Source organism: Paenibacillus sp. FSL P4-0184 (assembly GCF_038004625.1).
Taxonomy (GTDB): Bacteria; Bacillota; Bacilli; order Paenibacillales; family Paenibacillaceae; genus Paenibacillus_AQ.
The window spans coordinates 1,800,636-1,823,332 of sequence record NZ_JBBORN010000002.1; the positions used below are offsets into that span (position 1 = coordinate 1,800,636).

Below are 22,697 nucleotides of genomic sequence, written 5' to 3' on the forward strand. Positions count from 1 at the left end.
CTTTACCCTTAGGGAAAGGTGCATAGTGGAATTGAACAAACCACCGAAATTCAAAGTTTATATATCATTAATTATCGAAGAAATGGAGATGAGATTGTTGCTGTCCATAGGAGAATTCTCGAAGATATGCGAAGTGTCAACCAAAACGCTGCGGTATTATGATGAAATTGGATTAATTCATCCCGATGAGATTAATCCCGAGAACGGTTATAGGTATTATTCCATCAAACAACTAACAAAAATGCTCTTTATCAATCGTTTGAAATCTTATCATTTCTCACTTGAAGAAATCAAAGATATTCTGGAATGGGAGCAGGATCATTTTGAAGAGAAGCTTAGTACAGCCCTAAATCTCAAAAAAAGAAAACTACAAGAGAAACTACGAACTTACGAATATACATTAAAGCAAATTAATAGTGATGTTCTAAATTTAGAAAAAGGAATATCGATGATGTCCTACCTAAATAAGATAGAAGTGCAACTTGTTGAAACCAAACCAATGAATATCCTATATACACGTCAAATGTTGAGCAGTGATGATTATGCGTTTGGATATGGTAAGTATTTTAGCAAACTGTATGAAACTATTGCCACTGAAAAGCTGACCTTGCTGGGCACGCCAATAACAATTTATCACAGTGAGGAATATAATCCTGCCGGGAATGATACAGAGTTTGCCCTACCTATTGAGGAGATCGTAAATGGAACGAGGGAATTACGTGAAGGGCTGTGTGCGAAGTCTGTTTATAAGGGCGCTTATTCAGAATTAACATCGGTTTATGCGAAGCTCACAGAATGGATAGAAAATGAAGGTTATGAAATGGCGAACTCACCCTATGAAAAATATATAACAGACCCCACGCAAACTTCTGATCCTGAGGATCTTGTTACTGAGGTGTATTTTCCAGTTAAGAAAAGATCGTAGCCACACTCATATTCACACCAAAATTTGATTAAAGGAGTTATCGATATGCACAGAAACTACTGGCCTACAAAAGACTGGCAAACTTCAGATCCGGCTACCTTAGGAATGGATGGTGAACAACTTTCACAACTAGAAGCTAAGATTAAAACCGACTATAGTAATATAAACGGAATTGTAGTGGTGAGAAATGGATATATTGCCTATGAACAATACTTCAATGGCTATGGTCCGAATGATCTGCATCATGTGGCTTCTGTAACGAAAAGCATCTTATCCGCCCTCATTGGTATTGCCATTGATGCCGGCTTTATCAAGCATGTTGATCAGGAGGTGCTGGATTTTTTCCCCGACTATGTTCCCGACGATGCTGCTGCCAATCTACAAAAACGAGAAATCACTATACGCCATTTGCTCACCATGACAGCTCCCTATGCTTTTGAAGACTGGCACGAGCCACTGGAGCAACTCTGTAAATCGTCCGACTGGGTCAAATACACACTTGATATCCTTGGCCACCAAGGGAATATCGGTGATTTTAAATATTCCACCTCAGGGGCGCACTTACTGTCAGCTGTCATCACTCGTTCCACAGGAAAAAGTGCCCGTGAGTTTGCTAACGAGCGATTATTCAGCCCTATCGGCATGACGGAAATCCCGGATTATGAGATGAAATCATTTGGGTTTGATGATTTATTTGGGGTAAATGTGAAGGGATGGGTGAAAGACCCCAATCATATCACCACAGGAGGATGGGGACTTACGTTGTCTTCACGTGATATGGCGCGTTTTGGTTTATTATATTCGAACCGTGGAAAATGGGAGAATAATCAGATTATTTCGGAGACATGGATTGAAGAATCAACAGCGATGAACCCTAATCATTACGGTTATTTGTGGTGGCTACGCGAAGAAGATGGGACTTACACTTACTCAGCGTTAGGGGATGGTGGTAATGTCATTTGCTGCATTCCAGAAAAAAAACTTGTCGTAGCTATCGCCTCAGAATTCACACTTCAGCCTCGTGACCGGTGGCCTCTGATTAAGGATTGTATTATTCCGTCTGTAGTAGAGTAAAGAAGATAGAAAACATGCTGGTTGCCACTACTTCATTAACAACTAGGAGAGCAACCAGCTGTCTACACTCTAAATCATTTTGCTTCAAGGAAAAATAATATCGCCTTCGTTGCTGCTTACATCAAAAAATCCTACTTTGTGTTTTATAGCCAACTTCCGCATCGCCGTGTAAGCTTCGTCAGCTACGGAATACGCGAACGCCGCATAGATGACGGATGTGCCAAGCGAGTAGTCAGTCAACCGGTTATCCGTTCCGGCTTCCTCCATCGCCTCAAAAATCTCATCCTCTACATTCATATTAGGAAATTGCTCGGACAACTCACTATAAAAGCGTTGCAGCGCCTCCGATAAAACTGATGGATCATTATAAGCATGGTCTTCCGACCACTGCACTTGCTGCTCATACCACTTCATAAATGCTGCTCTCTCTTGCGGTGCTTTAGACGTCTCGAACGCCATCAAATCATAACTCATTTAAAATCCTCCTCTAAACCACCCTAATCGTGCATTTTCAGTTTCTATAAATTGTTGGGCTGTTTTGATTATATATTAAAAATCATCAGACCCATACTATAGAATCATGATACTTACTCACCCATTAAATATTTAAATATCATGTGAGCTCAGGTGTATCTACAAAAGTAACCACTGGCTCCATTACGCCATGTAATTCAAACAAGATTAGTTCGTTCCCGCCTTGACGCAAAAGCGGTGCCGGTATGTAAAGCGTTTTTGTCGGACCCTCCTCCCAGTAACGACCTAGATTAAAGCCGTTTATAAAAACTTGACCTTTACTCCATCCGTCCAGCCGCAAAAAAGTATCCTCAGGCTTACTGACTTGAAAGCTCCCCCGGTAGAAAGTGGGCCGCTGACGTTCTTCGCAATCTATCGATGTGAATGATAATCCTTTAAGATCTGTTAATGGCAAGGAACGAATGGTCCAATCATGCAAAAATTGATAGCCGAGTCTAACGCCACAGGTTATGCCCTTCGGATCACGAAGCAGAGGGCCATAATTTACGCGTCCCATGTTCTCCACAAGAATGTCGATTTGCAGTCCCTCAATCGGGATCTCTAATGAAATTCCTCGCGGATCCCAGCGTTCAACTGTACCGACAAAGGCCCCATTCGCGAATACAAGCGCACGATCGCGAACTTCTTGAAGAACGAGCTCCGTACTGCTGCGGGGTCCACTGATCTTCGTTGAATACAAGATAAATCCATAATCTTGACCCAGTTTCTCCATTGGCTCGGGACATGCTCTACGTTCTGGACGAGACAAAACGTCTAACTGAGTGAACAGTGGTGCTGCTTCTGTCATCAACACTTTACCATAAGCTTGTGACTTTATTAACGGCGGTAATTCCAGTGGCGGCAACGTTACGTATTTCTCAATAATTTTTCGAGCTTCATAAAATTTTGCAGTTGGCTTACCCGATTCGTCCAGCAGTGTATCATAATCGTAGCTGGTTACGATGGGCTCATATTTGTCAAAAAGATTTGCCCCATTCATAAATCCAAAATTCGTCCCCCCATGAAACATGTAGAAGTTAACAGAGGCTCCTAGAGCCAGCATTTCATCCAAAGTCTCCGCTACTTCGGATTCGGGGCGGGTATTATGCGGTTTCATCCAGTGGTCAAACCATCCATTCCAGAATTCCATACACATCAACGGTCCCATAGGCTGATATTCACGTAGTTTAGCAAAGGCTTCCTTTGCCCGTGAACCGAAATTTACGGTGGCGAACACTCCGTCAATCATACCGCCTTGGAGCATATGATCTTCAGCTCCATCTGAAGTAAACAGCAGAACGTCCATGCCGCGGGCGATCATTCCTGCTTTTAGATCATTCAGGTAAGTCTTATCACTACCAAAGCTTCCATATTCGTTCTCTACTTGAAGGGCAAGCACAGGGCCACCGTTAGTGCTTAACAAAGGCCGCAGACGTGGAAGCAACTCATCGAAATATGCATCCAACTTAGATAAATAAACGTTATCATTACAACGCAGTTGGATGTTATCGTCCGCAAGTAACCAAGCTGGCAACCCACCGAATTCCCATTCCGCACAAATGTAAGGACTTGGCCGCAAAATCACGTGCAAACCAAGCGCTCCGGCAAGTCTAACGAAAGCCTCGATATCAGCAAAGCCGGCAAAATTGAAGCTACCCTCCTCAGGTTCATGTAAGTTCCAAGGAATATAGGTTTCAACAGTATTTAATCCGCAAGCCTTCAGCTTCAGCAAACGATCCTGCCAATATTCCGGAACGATCCGGAAATAATGAAGCGCACCAGAAAGTAACCGGATGGGTTGTTCGTCTAATATAAAATGATCCCCTGATATGGATAACTTCCGCATATAATTTCTCCTCCAACATTGAGATAGACTATTCAATTATAGGTAATAAAAATATCAACCCATATGGACAATTCTAATGAAATATATGGAGAATTCATTGGTTGCTAGAGGCTTTTGTGATGCTATAAACTATATTCATAGGAGGTTTTACGGATGTCAAAAAGAACTCATATTTGGTTAATTACCACAGATCAAATGCGTGCGGATGCACTAGGTATCGAGAACGCTCCCGTACTGACACCTGAGCTTGACAAGCTTGCTTCAGAAGGCACGCTTTTCACTGGAGCTTACTGCGCTAGTCCCGTTTGCACGCCCTCACGTTCCTCCATTTTTACTGGAAGGTACCCTCATGTCCATGGTGCTTGGAACATCGGTACTGCGCTTGGAGAAGACGAACTTACCTTGTGCGATCATTTAAAGACAGCGAATTATAAAACCATCGGTATAGGAAAGATGCATTTCCGTCCACAAATGAAAGGGGACTTTTCACAAGAATATGAAGATCCTGCTTATCGAGATCGCGGAAGAGCTTCCGATGGAACGTACTACGGATTTGATGAGCATCATATTACTGAAGACAATTGTATCGGGGAATATATGGAGTGGCTTAGGGAACGCAACCCGGAAGTAGCAGAACGATTCAGTAAAGACCGTTTCAGAGCCTCCGATGCTCAACACGATGTGTGGGAGAGCGAAATTCCTCCGGAGCTGCATCAGACTTACTGGATTGCTGAACGGAGTATCGATGCTATCCACGCCCACAAAACCGAGCAACCGTTATTCTTATGGTCCAGTTTCGTTGATCCGCATCATCCCTTTGACCCTCCAAAAGTTTATACGGATATGTACGCGGACATTGACATTCCATCACCAACCAGAGAAGCTGACGACGTTCATCTTCGTCCTCCACATCTGCTGCGTCAGAGTCAGGGAGGATATTGGCCTGGTGGCGGTGAGGAGCATTCTCTTAATGAAGCGCATATGAAACGGCTCACTCGAAATTATTATGCGATGATTACCTTCATTGATGAGCAGATCGGACGTATTATAAAAGCTTGGCGTCAAAAAGAAATGTATGATGATGTTGTTATCCTCTTTACCAGCGATCATGGAGAACTGCTCGGTGACCATGGACTAATTTACAAGGGACCGTGGTTTTATGAAGGGTTAACACGGATCCCGATGATCGTACGTGGTCCTGGGATTGCTTCCGGGCAACGGGTCTCTGCTTTGATGGAACATGTTGATATTGTCCCCACACTGCTTGAATCCGCAGGTCTCAAATTCCCCTACGGAATTCAAGGCATGTCACAGATGGAAGTGCTAGCTGGCAGGGAGTCCCATGTACGTAATTCTGCCCTAACTGCTTATATTGCTCATGATCGAGGCATAAACGCTAAGTGTTTGCGAACTACACGTTATAAGCTAGTTATCTTTGCAGGAGAGACCTACGGCGAATTATATGATCTGAAAGCGGATCCTCATGAAAACCACAATCGTTTTGAAGATCCAGATTATAGTGAAATTCGCCGATCGATGGTAGAATTGCTCGTCCATCGAATGATTCAAGATCAGGACCCATTGCCTCAGCGCCGGAGTAGCTGGTAAATCAAAACACATGCTAAACTCCTTAATCTTTCCGTAACAGGCGAAGGACAACCTGAATGTTCAGGTTGTCCTTCGTTAAGATCATTTCCCCAATTCGGATGCCTTTAGAATATGAGAAATTGGACGTCCGGCAATCAATTCGCCGTTGTTTACAAACCCTTCCTCTCGTCCCTCCAGCTCGTGAATAAGACGCTCTCTCCATTCACGTATACGCTCTAAATTATCGGTACATCCGATTGCATTAACCTTCTCTAAGGGATCGGTCACTAGGTTAAAGTACTGCTCTTCGCCTGTCTGAGAATACCATATGAATTTCTCTCTTCCATCCGTTAAAAAGTGGTGAGACTTTTCTCCATAGGCTTGCTCCCCATGAATATAAGACCGCCACACTATCTGATCTCCCTTACACAGCGGCAACACACTTTGCCCTTCTACTGTAACTGGTATTCGGACGCCAGCAGCTTCAAGAAACGTCGGCATAATATCGCGAAGCTCTACAATGGAATCAAGCCGGGAGCCTGCAAGAAGTCCAAGCGTTTCTCCCGGATCAAACACTATGAAAGGAATCTTAACACTTCCTTCATAAGGAAGTGATTTGCGGAAGTAATGATGATCCCCCATCATTTCACCATGATCAGAAGTAAATAGAATCAAAGTTTCATTTAAAACTCCATATTCCTGCAGCCCATTGATCAACCTCCCAATTTGGTCGTCAAGATGCGTTATTAGTGCATAATATGCGGCACGGGCACGATCCAATCTGCGCTTTGGCAAATGAGTGAACGAAGATGTTGGATCCTTAGCACTGTTTAAAGCTGCATTCTCGTCCACCCAATCTCCGACTGGAGGATCAGGAATTTCCAAATCCATGTACATATCTAGATAACATTGCGGCGGATCCAAGGGGGAATGTGGGCGAACGAAGGAGGACCATAGGAAAAATGGTTTTCCAGGGTCTCTTCTTCGTAAGAAGTCTAGCGATTCGGTTACGCACCAATTCGTTGGATGCATCGATTCAGGCAAATGCCAGGGGCGGGCAACCGTTGAGGCATTGCAATCAAGTCCTAAGTCAGTGATATCCGAATTAGCATTGGTTTGTCTTCGCAGCCACTGTAAATAATCATCTACTTGATCATAGTGTTCATCATATATGGCTTGGCTCTTGTCCCGATTGTAGTGAAGATATCCATCATGAAGCACTACATTATGAAATCCACATAGATTACGCGCAGGATACACATGCATCTTGCCAACACACTGCGTATGATAACCAGCTTGAGCAAGCTCTCCGGCAATCGTATGGGCGTAATTCCATTCAACCTTATCCTGATACCCCACCCGCCCATGTGATCGTTGGCCCAATCCTGTCATGATAGCAGCCCTCGCGGGAATACAACTCGGGGTAGCTGAGTAAGCGTGTTCAAATAATATCCCTCTTGATGCAAGAGAATCCAGGTTGGGTGTCTCAACGACGGGATGTCCCATGATGCTCAGGCAATCAAAACGCATCTGATCCACTGTGATAAGCATAAGGTTGGGCCGCTTTGAGCCATTTTGATGGTCCAGATTTGTGTCAATCATAACCTCACTCCCTTCTTATACTCCTGCGATGACGGACGGTGTTGCGATCGTGTGCCACAAATTCGCACTTATCGCCCTTGGGCCGTCATCGTCAACGAGACCGTCGAACGTCAGTAGCTCCTCTTCTAATTCAGCTATCTGTTCCACTTTCCCTTCGACATAACTATTGATTCGATGAATAGCCGTCCTAATCCTCTGAAGCATACCTCCCATACGAAGATCAAAAACATCAAGACCAAACACCTTATTTTCCAGCTCCCATTGCACTCGATAGTCGTCCATGAATTGTCTGGCCAAATCAGATAATTGTGGCAAAGTCACCTTGGCAAAGTGAGCCAATTCCTCTAAATTCCCACGATGATAAGCGTCGCGTATAGAAATCCCGATTTCGCTCTTTATTTCGAGCAAGCGACACAAGCTGGCTTGTACAGAGAATAAGGATTGCCAAGGCGAATTGCGAGTGATCGCCTGTTCGAGCTTTTCTGCACTTTGCTGATAATGCTTCGAATACGCGCTAGGAATAACATGTCGATCAAACAAACCACACAATATATCTTGATAAAGCAAGTATTTAGCCGGATTGATAGAACATCCCCCCGGTGCCGAATTACCCGGAACCAGGTTGGCCGCATCGAGTGCCATAAAGTCATCATAATTGCCTTGCACGCAGCTACTGAATCTTTCTTTGACATGGTTCTCCACGAAACATCCCGTGTAGCAGAGCTCAGCCCAAAGTTGAAGGGTAGGAAGAACCGAGAAAACGGAAGCTTCAGCACCATTATCTCCCCATGCAGTAACCAGCACTTCATGAATTCCATGCTTAACACAGCTATCATGTGCCAGCAGACTGACATGGCGGCTGAATTCATTGTTTGGAGCGAAGCCCATCCATTTCCAAGCACCACCTGCAAATCCAATATGATCATTCAGCTGCTTATGTTTGCGCAACATTCCGTCATATTTCTCCTGCGTTTCCGAATAGTAATCCCAATAGATCAAGGTAACATCTTCAGGAATCAGCTTAACAATATCAGGGCTGATTGGACTTTCAGAGTCGTAATATTCTCCGGAACTGGCCAGACGGAAAAACATGTCGCTCCACATCATCGTACGGAAACCATATTTCCAGGCGATTTCCATAACAGTACTAAAGTGTTTTAACATCAAGGAGGATCGATCTTGATACCCATGCTTGTCTAGATATTTACCAAGTCCCATCATATGCGCTTCGTCCATCCCAATATTTATGCGGCGACTGCTTACATGGGTCGCCATGAAAGCGAACATTCGATCAATTAATTCGTAAGTTCTCGGATCATCAATGAGGAGAATGTCTTGGAAATCCACTAGCGGTGCATGTACTTGCCATTTCAATGCTTGGCCCAGATGAGCCAGCGTCTGGATACAAGGAACTAATTCTATACCAAATAACGCGGCATACTGGTCCATCTCCCGAATTTGCTCCCCTGTATATCGACCTCTTAAATAACCAAAATAAGGATACCCCTCAAGTTCGTAGGTGTCTTCCGTATACAGTTGAACCGTCGAATATCCCATAAGCGCTAAGCGCAGAATCAATTCCTTATATCCTTCATGGTTAAGAACAGCATTTCTTGAGCAGTCTACCATGAAACCTAGCTGTTCATAAACGGGCATTTCATTAATTTCAACTCTCTCACCACGACGTAAATTCTCAAGCAATCGGCTGAGTGCCCGGATCAACTGATGTTCCTGTTCATACTCAATGGTGGCCTGAATCTTATCGTAAGATATTCGAATGCCCTTCCCTTGCTTCTTACAAATTACTGGAATCCCTGACCGTTCTATTCGAATACTCAATATTCCCGCTACATCTGAAACAGCTGCTAACTGTTTCTCGGTTAACCCTGTCAAGTGAATGCTATGTATCATAGACTTTACCCTCCTAATCTTATTATAAGTATGCGATCAGTAGCGCCGTACATTCTTGGTTCTTCTTCAAATCATTAAACGGAAGATCCGGGCTGCTTCAGCCCGGATCTTCTCTATCAATCAATTATTCAATACCTTGTTCTTTGGCCTTCGCATTTACTTCTTCTATCATTTTATCAAGACCTTTAGCCTTATAATCGTTCACAATGTTATTCCAGTAACTCTCAACGGGTTCTTTGGAAAGCATGATCTTAAGCAGATCATCATGGTCCAGCACAGTAAATTTATCCTTTGTTGGGGTGGACAAATACGTTAACCGAATGTCGTATTCTGGAACCTTCGTATTGTTCTGAATCCAATCGATATAATCGACAGCTTCTTTGCGGATCCCTTCGTTAGCGATCGTCGGGTTATCCATGTTATAGCTATCTGAAGTTTCATAAGCCACCAAATTTTTTAGAAATCTGCTAGCAGGGTACTTCTCATTTAATGAACTCTTTTCAATGACAACCTTCTGCCCATTTTCGATCTTGTAATCGACACCTTCAATGCCATAAGTCAACAGGTCCTTACCTTCAGGAGACAACACATAATCATAGAGTGCCATGATGCGATCCATCTTTTTATCGTCAACCTTATTGCTGAAATAACTTTCAGACCAGTACGTTTTAAAAATAGCATGTGAGCGTTCACCATCAGGTCCAATAAGTGGCTTGAGTGCCTTTACGCTCTCCATGATATCTTTATCCGGATAAGCTGTTTTCCAGCGTTTTTCATACATATCGCTATTTAAATTTATAAAACCGCCACCGCTTAGAAGAGCAGCTGCTTTACCTGCTACGAAATTGTCATAAGACTCTGCAGGCTTTACAAGCGCGATGTCTGGATCGATCAAACCTTTTTCGTACATATTCTTCATGTTTTGTAACGCCGGAAGTGCATTTTTCGAAAATACAGCAGGTATAAACTTACCGTCCTCTTTGATCCATTTAAAGTCACTGCCGCTTCCATCACTCGTGGCGACCGGGTTACCGTACAACCAGAAGAATCCGCCCAGCATCTTGGTAGTTGTCGTCGTAAGACCGGTAATATGCTTTCCTTCCGGATCCGACTTGACGATTGCATCAAGCATAGCTTCAAACTCTTCCCAGGTCTCGGGTTCTTTTGTGATTCCAGCTTTTTGAGCAAGATCCCATCGATAGAACACCATACGATCCAGCGCGCTCCAATCGACACTCGGGAACATCCGGCGAGGAACGGTATAATACTTTCCGTCTACACCTAAACCTTTAATGTCCGGCGATTCGAAGTATTTTGCAAGGTTAGGATACTTAGAAAGATCCGGAAGTGCTTTGACAACACCTTGTTCAACCCATTTACGCTGATATTGCGTACCGACAGCGTCGATTGCGAAAATATCAGGTAATTGACCGGAAGCAGCCCACATTTGAATCTTCTGGGTATAGTCATCCCAGGTCATATTGACAGGTTTTAATGTAATGTTGAATTTTTCTAATACTTGTTTGGCGATCGGGTCTTTTTCGATGTTAGCAATTTCAGCATCCGCGTCCCAGAAACCAAGAGAAATGGTCATTGGATCCTTGTAAGGGTTGTCCGTGGAATTAGAAGAATCCGGAGATACTTCACCGTTTGATGCCGCCTGCCCTTTGTCGTTATTGCCTCCACCACAAGCCGTGAGCACCGAAGCCAATAAAGTTATGCATAATGCCAGTGTCATCATTTTCTTTCTAAGCATGCTTGAAACCTCCCTTTATACTATTTTAGGATAGAATCAATCTATTTAAAATCTTTCTTATCCTTTTATCGAACCAACCATAATGCCTTTATTAAAATGCTTCTGCAGGAACGGATAAATAACAATAATCGGAATACTCGAAACTACAATTGCTGCCATTTGAAGTGCAGGTGTGTAGACCTTCCCCGTCTGCTCCTGCTCTGCCATCGTCTGTGCCATTTGACTTAGCAAGGAATTCGAAGTAATGAGTGTCTCACGTAAATAAATCTGAAGCGGGGCCTTTGAAGCGTCACTGATAAAGATCAACGCGTACCACCATTCATTCCATCTTTCCACGGCATAGAACAAAGCAAAGGTCGCCATGAATGGGGCAGAGATCGGAATAATGATTTTGTAAAGGATGTACAGATCATTTGCCCCATCCAGCTTAGCTGACTCTTCCAGACTTTCTGGAATCGTGTTGAAATAGTTTTTCATAATGATCAGGTAAAACGTATTGAGACCTGCGGGTATGATCATGACGAGTATATTGTTTACGAATCCTAGATCTTTAACGACTAGATAAAAGGGAATTAAACCGCCATTGAAAAACATAGTGAACAAGATCAAACTAAGCATTATGTTTCTTCCCGGCATGCCCCGTTTGGATAATGCGTATGCTCCCGCTACAGAGATCGTCATGCTGAACAAAACGCCAACCGCCGTTACGATGACAGAATTTAAAATCGAAGTCCAAAACTTCATATCCTGAAGCAACAGCTTGTATGCCGACAGGTCAAACGAAAGCGGAAAAATATAAAAGTCGCTTTTACTAATCGTTTCGAACTTTGCAACTGAGATAATAAGAACATTATAGAAGGGAAAAAATGTTACTAGTGCTAGAAGCCCCAGAACCACGAATGCGACGATATCGAAGACACTCCATTTTTTTCTCTTTTTAACCGTTGTGTCGGTCACTTGCTTCTCCCCTTTTCCTGCAAATTAATACAGTCCTTCCTCACCCATTTTCTTAGCGAACGAATTGGCCGCCCATAAAAGGATTAGGCTGATAATGGACTTGACGACACCCACGGCGGTCATATATCCAAAGTCGCCTCCAATCGTGAATGAAGTCCGATAAATGTATGTATCGATCGTGTCGGCAACCGAATATACCGGTGAACTATACAGATTGAATATTTGCTCGAAGCTCGAACCTTGCGTCAATAATTGTCCAACTTGAAGAATTAACAAAACTGCGACGGTACTCTTCAAGCCCGGCCATGCGATGTTTAGCAGACGGCGAAACCGGTTCGCTCCGTCCACTTCCGCCGCTTCAAACAGCTCAGGATTGATCCCTGCAAGCGCCGCTAAGTAAATGATTGAATCCCAACCGATCTCTCGCCACACATGTGTGATATACAGAACGGGTCTAAATGCACTTTCATCTACAAGCGGAGAATTTGGATCCCCGCCAAACAACATGATGATCTGGTTATAAATCCCGTCCTTGCTTAAAATATTGATGATAATCCCTGACAGCACAACCCACGAAATAAAATGTGGAAACGTCAGGATCGTCTGAAAAAACCGCTTCATTTTTGTCCTGGAAAACTCATATAAAACAATCGCCAGGATAATGGGCATCGGAAAATGAGTGATCAGCTTCATCAAGCTGATAATGACCGTATTCCAAAATGCCCTGCGAAAATCGGGGTCGGTCAACAGCGTTTGAAAATTCTCTAAGCCAATCCAGGGACTTCCCAGGATCCCCTTACTGTAATCAAATGATTTGAATGCTAACGTTACACCGTACATGGGAGCATAGCTGAAGAGGGCGTACCAGATTAACACCGGTAGAACCATGAGGTAAAAATACTTGTACTGTAAAATCGTTTTTCCTAGGCTTTGCTTAGGAGCACGAGTCTTTAAGCTTCGCTTAGGTGTACGAGCGGTTACAGATTCAGCCAATCTTCTCCCCACCTTTCTGTATGAGATTGTTTATGCTTGTAAGCGGTTTATATGGTAAATTATATCGGGAGTGTAAATTCTCTTGTATAGAGGATACAACTCCGGTCATGTGGATTTTTCACACCTTTGTGGGTGACCTTCCTGTGACACGTAATATCGGACATAGTGAGCGTAAGATAGTCCATACCCCCCTTGATCCACAATCGCTAGGATAAATCTAAGAGCTCCATATAGAAAGGGGGATTCACTTATGCGTTCAGTGATTATTGCAGATGATGAGAAGTGGATTGTAGAGGGAATTAAAGCAGGAGTGAATTGGAAGAAATACGGCTTTGAAGTGATCGACGATGCCGAAAACGGGCAAGAAGCCCTGCAATTAATTCAATCGCTTCGCCCCACCCTTGTTCTAACAGATATTAAAATGCCTGTAATGAATGGGCTAGAGCTCATTCAACGTGGCAAAGCCATCGCACCTGATACAATTTTCATCGTACTCAGCGGACATGCAGAGTTCGCTTATGCACAAAAAGCGATGAATTATGGTACGTTCGGATACTGCCTGAAACCTTTTGAAATCGAAGAAATTGAAGGAATGCTTAACCGAATAGCCCAGCAACACGAATCGAAGGTGGTTAAAGAAATCCCTGTCCATGACTTCGAACTATATGAAGCGGTTTGTTCCGGAGATCTTGAACGAATTAGCTTATGGTTGGACGAGAAGCGAATACCCTTGTCGGAAGATCGCCCTCATATCCCCATTGTTATCCAAGGGTTAAGTTCGCCCGCAGATGTCGGGCAATTCTCTTCCTTGGTCTTCCCGATGAGCCGCCGACGTTATGGTTACTTATTGGAAGAGTGCCAATACGAAGTCTTCCTTCGGGGTCTTGAACATACAGAGGTTGTACAAGAATGCGGGGTCGGGATCGGTCCTCCTATTTCGGATATACTTCAACTGGATGCGGCTTTAGAATCCGCTTCTCATGCTGCTTTCAGTATGTTCGCAACGGGGATGCCTGGATGTTATAGGGTGAATCCACAACAGGAAATACCGATCGACGAGAAGCTCAAAGAGATCTCCCGGATTCTTCATAATAAAGACCGGCTCGGTTTTATAGCAGCCATGGAATCGATAAAGAAATTATTCAAAGAGGGAACGTTCACCATTAAAGAAGCCTATTTGCTCTACACATCGATCCTCTACTTATTTCCTCGGGAAGGGACTCGGGTTAACGGCCGTTTTTTTGAAGGATATGAACAGCTCTATTATCGATACGGTACGGCTGAAGCTATGATCGATGATTTGATTCTTATGACACTTGATATTTTTATGAACAGAAACGAAACTGATATTTCACGAATTTCAAACCACAAAGTCAAAGAAATCATGTTGTATATCCGCAACCACTTCAATCAAGAAATTTCGATTCAGCATTTAGCCAATCAGTTCTTCTTAAGTCCAAATTACTTATGCCAACTATTCAAGAAAGAAGTCGGCGAGACCATCATCGAACATATCAGTCGTTTAAGAATTGAATACGCTTGTAAAATGCTGGTCGAGACCGACCTTTCCATTTACCAAATCGGTGAGAAATGCGGTTTTCAGGATTATTTCTACTTCACACGAATTTTTAAGCGGCATCTCAAAATGACACCTACGCAATATAGGGAACAAAGCAATGAAGACATTTAAGAGATTATCCATCCGTACTCAGGTTCTGTTATTTGGTTTATTTATTGTTGCCATTATCCCAATCATCGTTTCACGAGTCTACCAACTATCAAGCGAGACCATCATTAATCAAAATACGCAATACAATACGGAGCTGGTCTCCCTTCTCAAGCAACGGATTTCTAACAACTATGCCAACGTTTCTTCCATGATGATGAATGTAGGATACGATTCGACCGTCCAAAAGTTCCTAGTCGAGAATGATAAGCTTCGTGGCTACGACTTATCCCAAAAAGTAGAGGGGCTATTGAGTATCGCGCGAAATATGAATACGGACATTTTAGATATTATTATTATTGGTAGCTCTAACACACGTATTTCATTAGCGGGAAGAACCAAATATGCCGTCGATCTTATGAAGACGGCTGGGGATGATGGAATCGTTCATTATCGAGGATATAGTCCTCCAGACAAGGTCATCGACAAGAGAAAATTACTGTTCGGGATGAACATCTTTGCTTCAGGTGACACGTCCCTATATGGCGAAAAAATCGGCTACATCGCAGTTATTGTGGATATGAAGGCTATTCAAACTGAAATTTCAGAGTACCCTCGATTAGTCGGAACCAGCTTTTTTATGAGGGATGATAAAGGGCTGATCTACTCAAATAGTGATGAGCCGGAGGACATGCTCCAGCAGTTTCAAACTCGGGCAACTGGAAGAGATGGAGAGTCAATCGTCGATACAGTTAACGGAAAGAAATATGCAATTCAGTCCTTTATCTTACCGGAGATCTCCGGAAAAATTATAACCGCTGTTCCTGTCCATAATTTAATGAAAGAACTGGAGAAATTAAAGAAGGTCAGCTATGCTCTTCTAGCATTAATCTTATTGGTCGTCTCTATTCCCTACTCTGTACTCATGATGAATCTCTTAAGACCGTTGTCTAGGCTTATGCGCTATATGAATCAATTAAAAGGCGGAAGTCTAGGAATATTGAACAATAAGGTCGATTTAAAAGGCTATGCTGAAATTGAAATCATCTCTCGACAGTTCAATGATATGACAACGCGGATTCACGATTTGACGGACCAATTAATCGATGCAAACACCCAGCTTTACCAGACAGATCTGGAAAAGCAACGTGCCGAATACTCGTATTTGCAAAGTCAAATTAATCCCCATTTCTTAAGTAATACTTTAGATACAATCAAAGGCGTTGCGATCGTAAAAGGAAATCGGGAAATCTACGAAATGACTACCGCCTTAAGCACAATGCTCAAGTACAGCATCAAAGGCAAGGAGGAGGTAACTCTTGGGGAAGAGCTGAAAATCGCAGAATCTTGTGTGAGGATTTACCAAGGCCGTTTCCCTGACAAATTCAGTTACAAGCTGTTCTGTCCACAGGAATGGTTACACATTCCCGTACCTAAAATGATCCTTCAACCTATTGTCGAAAATGCGCTTGGTCATGGACTTGAGGCTCAAGGTCAGGGAGTCTTGCTGATCACAGTAGAGAAAAGCGAAGCGGGACTGCTTGAAATCGCTGTAGAAGATAATGGTGTAGGCATCGTTGCTGCGAGACTGGAACAGCTAACCGAGCTGCTGGCTGGTAAGAACATAGAATCCGGTGATCATATCGGGCTCCTAAACGTCAACAACCGTCTAAATCTTAAGTACGGTGATCCCTGCGGCGTTCTGCTGTACAGTAAGGAAGGTAGCGGGACGAAAACCGTTTTGAGCCTTCCCGGGGCTTTAATTGATCAGCAAGAAGCCAGAGAATAAAAAAGGAGGTTGCCCATTCAGGGGCAGCCTCCTTCTCAGTTGTCTTTCTTTCCTCATTCAAAGGGACAACGCTAAGCATCCTGTGAGGATGAGCTCGCGTACTCTTTCGCATGATAGGGTCCACCTTCCATAAGTACCGTCCATAATGGATCGATATCACAATCCATGGAGCTCATCATGTTGTCATGCCATTCATTCAACAGATAGACAGCCTTCATACAAATGTCTTTACGCACTTCGGCGAGATTATGTTGTTCGTAAGGATCATGCTTCAAATCAAACAACATTTCTTTCGGAAATCCATGGTGTCCGTCATGATAGGTGCGTATATATAACCAATCCTCAAATCGGATGCTGCGTTGACACACATGCGCGCATTGTGAGATTACGAGATACTCACGCCCTCCTGATTGTCCCTCCAGAATGGTATCAGCATAACTTTCACCATCCCAAGAAGGAGCCCCTTTCAAATTCAGAAGGCTTGCTAATGTCGGTCCGAGATCAAGGTGATAATGTAGCCCATCCTGCACTATTCCCTTCTTGCCGCCTGGCCAGCGAATAATCATCGGAACGCGGCAAGTCGCCTCGTCTGCCGTGCCGTGTTCGGAGTAAATCCCTAGCTCGCCCAGGCTCTCTCCGTGATCCGCTGAGATCAAGATAGCCGTATCTTCCATCACGCCAAGTTCTCTCAGCTTAGAAAATACTTTCCCGAGATGCTCGTCCAGATACTTAACTCCAGCATCATAGTTGTCAAAGATAACTCGCAGGTGATCACGATTCTCTATCTCCTGCTGATGCCTAAAATGCTGATGATAATGCGATTTCGCGAGTGCATTCATATCTTCAATACTATGCTGCCCCTTTTTACTCCGGTGAAGCTCAAACACGTCTTCCGTGATCCAATCAGGTAAAGGCTCCTTCTCGAACGGATTACCGTAGCTCTCGGGTGTACGATAAGGCGTATGAGGATCCCAGAAATTCAGGTGCAGAAACCAATTTTCGGACTCCCCATTATCCTCAAGCCATTTAAGTGCCACAGGAAGCACCTGCTCTGCCGTCTCATGCCCCCTTCCACCAACATTGAACACTTCTTGAAAACCGGCATTAAAAGTCCAGGCCGAGTGCCGTTCGGCGAAGGTGCTAATCGACGCGGTTTTCATGGCCGCTTGCCTTAATATAGCGGGAAGACTCTCCATTCCCAGCCGGTCATTAAATTCGCGTTTCGCCCCTTCTCTACGCATATCAGCAGCGGTCCCGCCATGTCCTACAATCCCATTATGAATGCCAAATCGTCCCGACATTAAAGCAGAACGGGACGGTAGACACGGCGCATCTGAACAATAGTAGTTGGTAAAGGTGACACCTTCTTTAGCGATTGAATCGATATTCGGGGAGGTATTCCGATGATAGCCATAACATCCCAGATGGTCCGGGCGAAGCGAATCCAAATCCAAATACAAGATTCTCATGAGTTATACCCTGCCTTTCCTTTTAATCGAAATGGTTACGCATCGATTCGGGCAGTTCAGAATGATCTGCTCATGCTTATAGAGTAAATGAATATGGAAAGCTCCGCTATGGAGTAGCGATGTTTGTTTTTGTATATTCGATACTTTTTCGGTACTCTGCCGGACCCCTGCCGTATTCGCCACGAAATACCTTACTGAAATGCGAAGCATCATAATAACCACATCTCTGGGAGATATGCTCGATGGTATAATCCGTATACTCCAACATTTGTTTAGCTTGCTGCAGCCGTAATTTTCGTAGCATTTGCATAGGTGTCAATTTATATATTTTCTGAAACGCCCGGCTAAAATAAACAGGATTCATATGATAGAGCTTGGAAAGCTCCCCTCTACTAATCTCCTGATCAAGTCTCTCCTCCATATATTGCAACGCCTCATTAAAGCGGTCCGTGACATAGGGATCTCGTGATGAGCGGCGCCCGCCAAGCTTGGTGCTCTCCATAATTTCATAAAGGAGAAGAAATGCCAATGAACCGACCTGAACATTTCTGAAATCATCCTCCTCCTGCAACCACAGGCTTCGCAGCTCGTCAAACCTTCGCTCATACTCGCTTTGATTCCGAATCCGAATCACCTTGCCTAGCGGGAATAACTTGAAGAAATCATCTCCGTCTTTAACTTTAGCGTTAATATTAAACAGATAATGTACGCCTTCCATTTTTGAGATTACATTAAAAGGCTCATTAGGACGGTGGATCATCACGTCTCCGGCAGAAGCAACATATTCTCCCTCGGAGGATGTCGTCAATACCTCACCTTTTTGGATATAAGAGACGGTATAACAAGACTGGACGTAATCGAATAAGACCCGCTTCTGATATTGAATTTTTATGACGTCCAGCACGGTGATATCAAACTGACTATGAATGATAGAGGACAAAGAAGTTCCTCCTTCTAATGTAGTATTCTTTATGTATTCTCAACCGGTATAATCAGCCGCACATCGAAAGCCAATATTTCCTGCAGAGCTGTCTGGTGTATTTTTGCTCCTGGCCGCCACCCGATAACGGTTACAATAAGATTTATGGCACAAATACGATCCTCCGCGCATCGACCTTGCTACACCACTTACCGGGCCTCTCGGATTCACTGATTCGGAAGTTAAATGATAAGCCTTAGTAAACCAATCCTCGCACCATTCCCACACGTTTCCTGACATATTATAAAGACCATATCCGTTAGGTAGATAGGATTTCACAGGTGCCGTACCTGCATAACCGTCGCTGGCATGATTTTTATCAGGGAACTTTCCTTGCCAAATATTGCAGCGATGCTCACCGCCCGGTTTTAATTCGTCCCCCCAAGGATATCGTTTCTGAACTAGACCCCCTCGTGCGGCATACTCCCACTCCGCTTCCGTAGGCAGACGTTTGCCGGCCCAGCTGCAATATGCATCAGCATCATGCCAAGATATGTGGATCACCGGATGATCAAGGCGTTCGTCTATTTGAGAATTCTGACCTTCCGGATGACACCAATTCGCTCCCTCTACCACCCACCACCAGGGAGTTTGAGTAGCTACTTGGGTCACCTTTTTCCCTGTCTCCATGGAAACAAAAGAATGAAACACATAAGACCAACCGAAACGCTCCGCATCTGTAACGTAGTTTGTTTCCTTGATAAAAGCAGCAAACTGCTTATTCGTAACTGCCGTTGCATCAATCAAAAAGGGAGATAAGGTAACATTCCTAGCAGGCCCTTCTCCGTCTGCGGGGAACCCTTCTTTGTCATCCGTCCCCATAAGAAAAGTGCCTCCAGGAATAAGGATCATGTCCGAGAAATCTTTATCCCCTTCTGGTCTTTGGATAGTTGTGTTCTCCTTACAAACATCGATGAAACCTTGTTTCTCGACTTGATTTCGACTAGCTGAACAGCAAGCCCGTATATTCTCTGACATGTACTTACCTCCAATCTGGGATCGTCTCGGCTCTGTCTAAAAAAAGGCTACACCAAGAATGCCAGAGGCAACGATAATGGTGAGCGGATGCAGCTTATATTTCATTAAACCATAAAGTGCAGCGAATACAATGATCAACGTGCCAATGGTTTGCCAAGTAACGAAGGCGTGTTCCACGCTATTTAAACCAAACCGAATCGCAGCATAGGCAATCAAACCTGTAATCACTGGTCGCAACCCATAAAATAACGTTTTAATCCATTGACTGTCCCTCACCCGATAAAAAAAGATGGAAATAACAATGATGATGATTAATGAAGGCAGAACCATGCCTAATGTGGACACAATCGCTCCTTCTATTCCGGCTACACGATATCCAATCAAGGTTGCACTGTTCGTTGCAACAGGGCCCGGTGACATCCCTGCGATGGAAACTACCTCTTGAAATTCCCTTTCAGATAACCAACCACCAGCCATAGCTTCATGCTGAATCATCGGAATGATGGCGTACCCTCCTCCAAAGGAGAGCAGTCCAATTTTTATAAAGATAAAAAATAAATTCCAAATCACATCGCTTCCCCCTAGATGTAATACTCCGGATAATTCGATTCTTCATCAGAAGCTTTCAAGGAATCCTTCTCTGTCCGAACTTGGAGCCCTAAGAGCTGTTTGATTGGCATATATACAAAACCGATAATCAATCCAACTGCGATCACGTAAATGGGATTGATTCCGAAAACTAATAAAACAATAGGTATAAGCAACGCCGTAACAGCCGTAGTCTTGTCAAATATAGCGTTCTTGGCCATTCGATATGCTGCTACTAGGATCAAGGCAATAACAGCACCATGAATCCCCTTCATGGCGGCAATAACTTTTGGTTGGTCGGCCAGTTGTGAGTAAACGGCGCTAAGCAAACAAACAATGATAAAGGTTGGAATCGTAATCCCAACGATTGCAGCAATCGCACCCTTCACTCCAGCAAGACGATAACCAATGAATGCTGCCGCATTTACACCTACCCCACCTGGTGCTGCGCCAGCTAAAGATAGAATTTCATCCATCTCCTCTTCAGCCAGCCATTTCCGTTTAGTGGAAATTTCCCGTTCGATCATAGGGATCATCGCATAACCTCCCCCGAAAGTTACGGGACCGATTCGAACAAATACCCAAAACAACTGGAACAATAGACTTATCCTTAGGTCTGTATTCGTCGTCGCATTTGTTTTCATAGTTGTTCTCATGGATTCCACCCTTATATTTTCTGTCGTAATTTCATTATATCACTTCTTCCCAAAATGGAATTAAGTTTTTTGAACGGTAAAATACAATCTATGGTTTATGCGTTATACTATATTAATGTTAATAAATACAAACTTTATAAAAAACGATCTTACTAGTTCATCCTATATATAGCTTGGAGGTATATCGTGGAAAAGCGCTCGACACACATTCCATCCCCAAAGAAACTCCTATACGACCGAATCGCCGAACAAGGCACAGTTTCCAAGTTAGATCTTCTACAAACATTTTCACTTACCAAAAGCACAATGACCCGAATATTAGATGAAATGACGGAAGAAGGCTTGCTGATAGAATGCGGATTCGGGGAATCAAGCGGAGGCAGAAGACCTATTTTATACCAGATCAATCCTTCCTACGGCTACATCATCGGTTTAGAGATTTCCAGGCTGTATTCTTCCCTTGGTTTATTTGATATGCAAATGAACCCAAAATCAATTGTTCACTGGCGAATGGATCAGGCATTCACACCTGAAAGATTTATGGATCACATAAGTAATCAAATACGCGCCTTCCTTAGAGACCATCAGCTGAAGAACAGTCAAATTATTGGGATAGGAATAGGAGCCGTGGGACCGCTTGACCGGGAAAATGGTTTAATCTTAAAACCGCTACACTTCCCTTCTTCTGGCTGGAACAATCTTCCTATTTGCAAACTGGTGGAGGAACGAACGGGCTTCAAAGCTTTACTCGACAACGGTGCCAATTCCGCACTCCTTGGAGAACGATGGTCCATCCGTCACGCTAACATTCAACATATGCTCTATGTTCATGCTGGAGCAGGACTCCGCTATGCGATGATGTCGCATGGAAGTATTGTTCATGGCACGATGGATATGGAAGATGCCATTGGTCAAATGATCATCCAGACAGATGGACCCCGATTAAATAATGAAGGGAACTACGGAGCTCTGGAAGCATTCGTATCTGTGCAGGCGCTAGAACAAAGTGCGCGCTCAGAGGCGAAAATAGACAACGATCTGATCTTCCAAAGATATAAAGTGGCGCCTGAGAAACTAACTTATGATGTATTGGTACAAGCCTTTAGAGACGGTAATCCACATGCGCGTGAATTATTTACTCAAGCCGCCATTCACTTCGGTATTGGCCTCGCCAACGTTATCAACCTGTTTCATCCTGGGACCATCATTCTAGGTGGTGCGCTCATCCACTCTCACGAGTTGTTTTTCCAAACGGCGGTTGAAGTGGCACAGCGAAACACTTACCGTTATCCTGAATACCAACCTCACTTCTCCCTAGGTACATTAAAAGAAGAAGCTGTGGTGACTGGTGCGGCTATTCTGGTGAGAAATCAAATGGTTCTTTAACATAATAAAAAGGTTGTCCCAC

At 43.7% G+C, this 22,697-nt stretch carries 18 protein-coding genes; 6 read left to right on the forward strand and 12 right to left on the reverse strand.

What is annotated here, in order from left to right:
* Nucleotides 1-97: 97 nt before the first annotated feature.
* Both MKY52_RS29835 and MKY52_RS29840 read left to right on the forward strand, forming a co-directional pair.
* Entirely contained in the window at nucleotides 98-925 is an 828-nt protein-coding gene (locus MKY52_RS29835) for a MerR family transcriptional regulator (protein WP_341055685.1), read from the forward strand.
* Nucleotides 926-970: 45 nt separating this feature from the next.
* The gene (locus MKY52_RS29840) at nucleotides 971-1,999 is read left to right on the forward strand and encodes a serine hydrolase domain-containing protein (protein ID WP_341055486.1); all 1,029 of its coding nucleotides are present in this window, start codon (nucleotides 971-973) and stop codon (nucleotides 1,997-1,999) included.
* Nucleotides 2,000-2,083: 84 nt separating this feature from the next.
* Here the strand turns inward: MKY52_RS29840 and MKY52_RS29845 are convergent, their stop codons facing one another.
* Both MKY52_RS29845 and MKY52_RS29850 read right to left on the reverse strand, forming a co-directional pair.
* Entirely contained in the window at nucleotides 2,084-2,473 is a 390-nt protein-coding gene (locus tag MKY52_RS29845; RefSeq protein WP_341055488.1) for a hypothetical protein, read from the reverse strand.
* Nucleotides 2,474-2,612: 139 nt separating this feature from the next.
* Complete coding sequence (locus tag MKY52_RS29850; protein WP_341055490.1) at nucleotides 2,613-4,358, reverse strand: glycoside hydrolase family 35 protein; 1,746 nt, start codon at nucleotides 4,356-4,358, stop codon at nucleotides 2,613-2,615.
* Nucleotides 4,359-4,511: 153 nt separating this feature from the next.
* Here MKY52_RS29850 and MKY52_RS29855 point away from each other — a divergent pair, with 153 nt between their 5' ends.
* Entirely contained in the window at nucleotides 4,512-5,966 is a 1,455-nt protein-coding gene (locus MKY52_RS29855) for a sulfatase family protein (RefSeq protein ID WP_341055494.1), read from the forward strand.
* Nucleotides 5,967-6,047: 81 nt separating this feature from the next.
* Here the strand turns inward: MKY52_RS29855 and MKY52_RS29860 are convergent, their stop codons facing one another.
* The 5 genes from MKY52_RS29860 to MKY52_RS29880 all read right to left on the reverse strand — a co-directional run bounded on the left by MKY52_RS29860 (nucleotide 6,048) and on the right by MKY52_RS29880 (nucleotide 13,164).
* Nucleotides 6,048-7,547 carry an arylsulfatase gene (locus MKY52_RS29860; RefSeq protein WP_341055498.1) on the reverse strand — a complete coding sequence of 500 codons (1,500 nt, stop codon included), beginning with the start codon at nucleotides 7,545-7,547 and terminating at the stop codon, nucleotides 6,048-6,050.
* Nucleotides 7,548-7,562: 15 nt separating this feature from the next.
* Nucleotides 7,563-9,458, reverse strand: a complete 1,896-nt coding sequence (locus MKY52_RS29865; protein ID WP_341055499.1) for a family 20 glycosylhydrolase — start codon at nucleotides 9,456-9,458, stop codon at nucleotides 7,563-7,565.
* A 124-nt stretch (nucleotides 9,459-9,582) separates the two neighbouring features.
* On the reverse strand, nucleotides 9,583-11,214 hold the full coding sequence (locus tag MKY52_RS29870; protein WP_341055501.1) for an extracellular solute-binding protein: 1,632 nt from the start codon (nucleotides 11,212-11,214) through the stop codon (nucleotides 9,583-9,585).
* A 57-nt stretch (nucleotides 11,215-11,271) separates the two neighbouring features.
* Complete coding sequence (locus tag MKY52_RS29875) at nucleotides 11,272-12,171, reverse strand: carbohydrate ABC transporter permease (protein WP_341055503.1); 900 nt, start codon at nucleotides 12,169-12,171, stop codon at nucleotides 11,272-11,274.
* Between the two features lie 24 nt (nucleotides 12,172-12,195).
* Nucleotides 12,196-13,164 (reverse strand): ABC transporter permease, encoded by a 969-nt coding sequence (locus MKY52_RS29880; RefSeq protein WP_341055505.1) that lies wholly within the window; start codon nucleotides 13,162-13,164, stop codon nucleotides 12,196-12,198.
* A gap of 250 nt (nucleotides 13,165-13,414) precedes the next feature.
* On the opposite strand from MKY52_RS29880, the gene MKY52_RS29885 reads away from it, so the two are divergent.
* Both MKY52_RS29885 and MKY52_RS29890 read left to right on the forward strand, forming a co-directional pair.
* Nucleotides 13,415-14,854, forward strand: a complete 1,440-nt coding sequence (locus tag MKY52_RS29885) for a response regulator (protein WP_341055506.1) — start codon at nucleotides 13,415-13,417, stop codon at nucleotides 14,852-14,854.
* The gene (locus MKY52_RS29890) at nucleotides 14,841-16,619 is read left to right on the forward strand and encodes a sensor histidine kinase (protein ID WP_341055507.1); all 1,779 of its coding nucleotides are present in this window, start codon (nucleotides 14,841-14,843) and stop codon (nucleotides 16,617-16,619) included. The genes MKY52_RS29885 and MKY52_RS29890 overlap by 14 nt, the downstream gene beginning before the upstream one ends.
* Before the next feature lie 71 nt (nucleotides 16,620-16,690).
* On the opposite strand, the gene MKY52_RS29895 is transcribed toward MKY52_RS29890, so the two are convergent.
* The 5 genes from MKY52_RS29895 to MKY52_RS29915 form a co-directional block, all read right to left on the reverse strand.
* Nucleotides 16,691-18,088 (reverse strand): sulfatase, encoded by a 1,398-nt coding sequence (locus MKY52_RS29895; RefSeq protein WP_341055508.1) that lies wholly within the window; start codon nucleotides 18,086-18,088, stop codon nucleotides 16,691-16,693.
* A gap of 106 nt (nucleotides 18,089-18,194) precedes the next feature.
* Nucleotides 18,195-19,028 (reverse strand): AraC family transcriptional regulator, encoded by an 834-nt coding sequence (locus MKY52_RS29900; protein WP_341055510.1) that lies wholly within the window; start codon nucleotides 19,026-19,028, stop codon nucleotides 18,195-18,197.
* A gap of 39 nt (nucleotides 19,029-19,067) precedes the next feature.
* Nucleotides 19,068-20,045 carry a formylglycine-generating enzyme family protein gene (locus MKY52_RS29905; protein ID WP_341055511.1) on the reverse strand — a complete coding sequence of 326 codons (978 nt, stop codon included), beginning with the start codon at nucleotides 20,043-20,045 and terminating at the stop codon, nucleotides 19,068-19,070.
* A gap of 36 nt (nucleotides 20,046-20,081) precedes the next feature.
* On the reverse strand, nucleotides 20,082-20,615 hold the full coding sequence (locus MKY52_RS29910; protein WP_076298782.1) for a chromate transporter: 534 nt from the start codon (nucleotides 20,613-20,615) through the stop codon (nucleotides 20,082-20,084).
* A gap of 11 nt (nucleotides 20,616-20,626) precedes the next feature.
* Nucleotides 20,627-21,289, reverse strand: a complete 663-nt coding sequence (locus MKY52_RS29915; RefSeq protein ID WP_341055513.1) for a chromate transporter — start codon at nucleotides 21,287-21,289, stop codon at nucleotides 20,627-20,629.
* A 186-nt stretch (nucleotides 21,290-21,475) separates the two neighbouring features.
* Between MKY52_RS29915 and MKY52_RS29920 the strand changes: the two genes are divergently transcribed.
* Nucleotides 21,476-22,675 carry an ROK family protein gene (locus MKY52_RS29920; RefSeq protein ID WP_341055514.1) on the forward strand — a complete coding sequence of 400 codons (1,200 nt, stop codon included), beginning with the start codon at nucleotides 21,476-21,478 and terminating at the stop codon, nucleotides 22,673-22,675.
* Nucleotides 22,676-22,697: the final 22 nt, after the last annotated feature.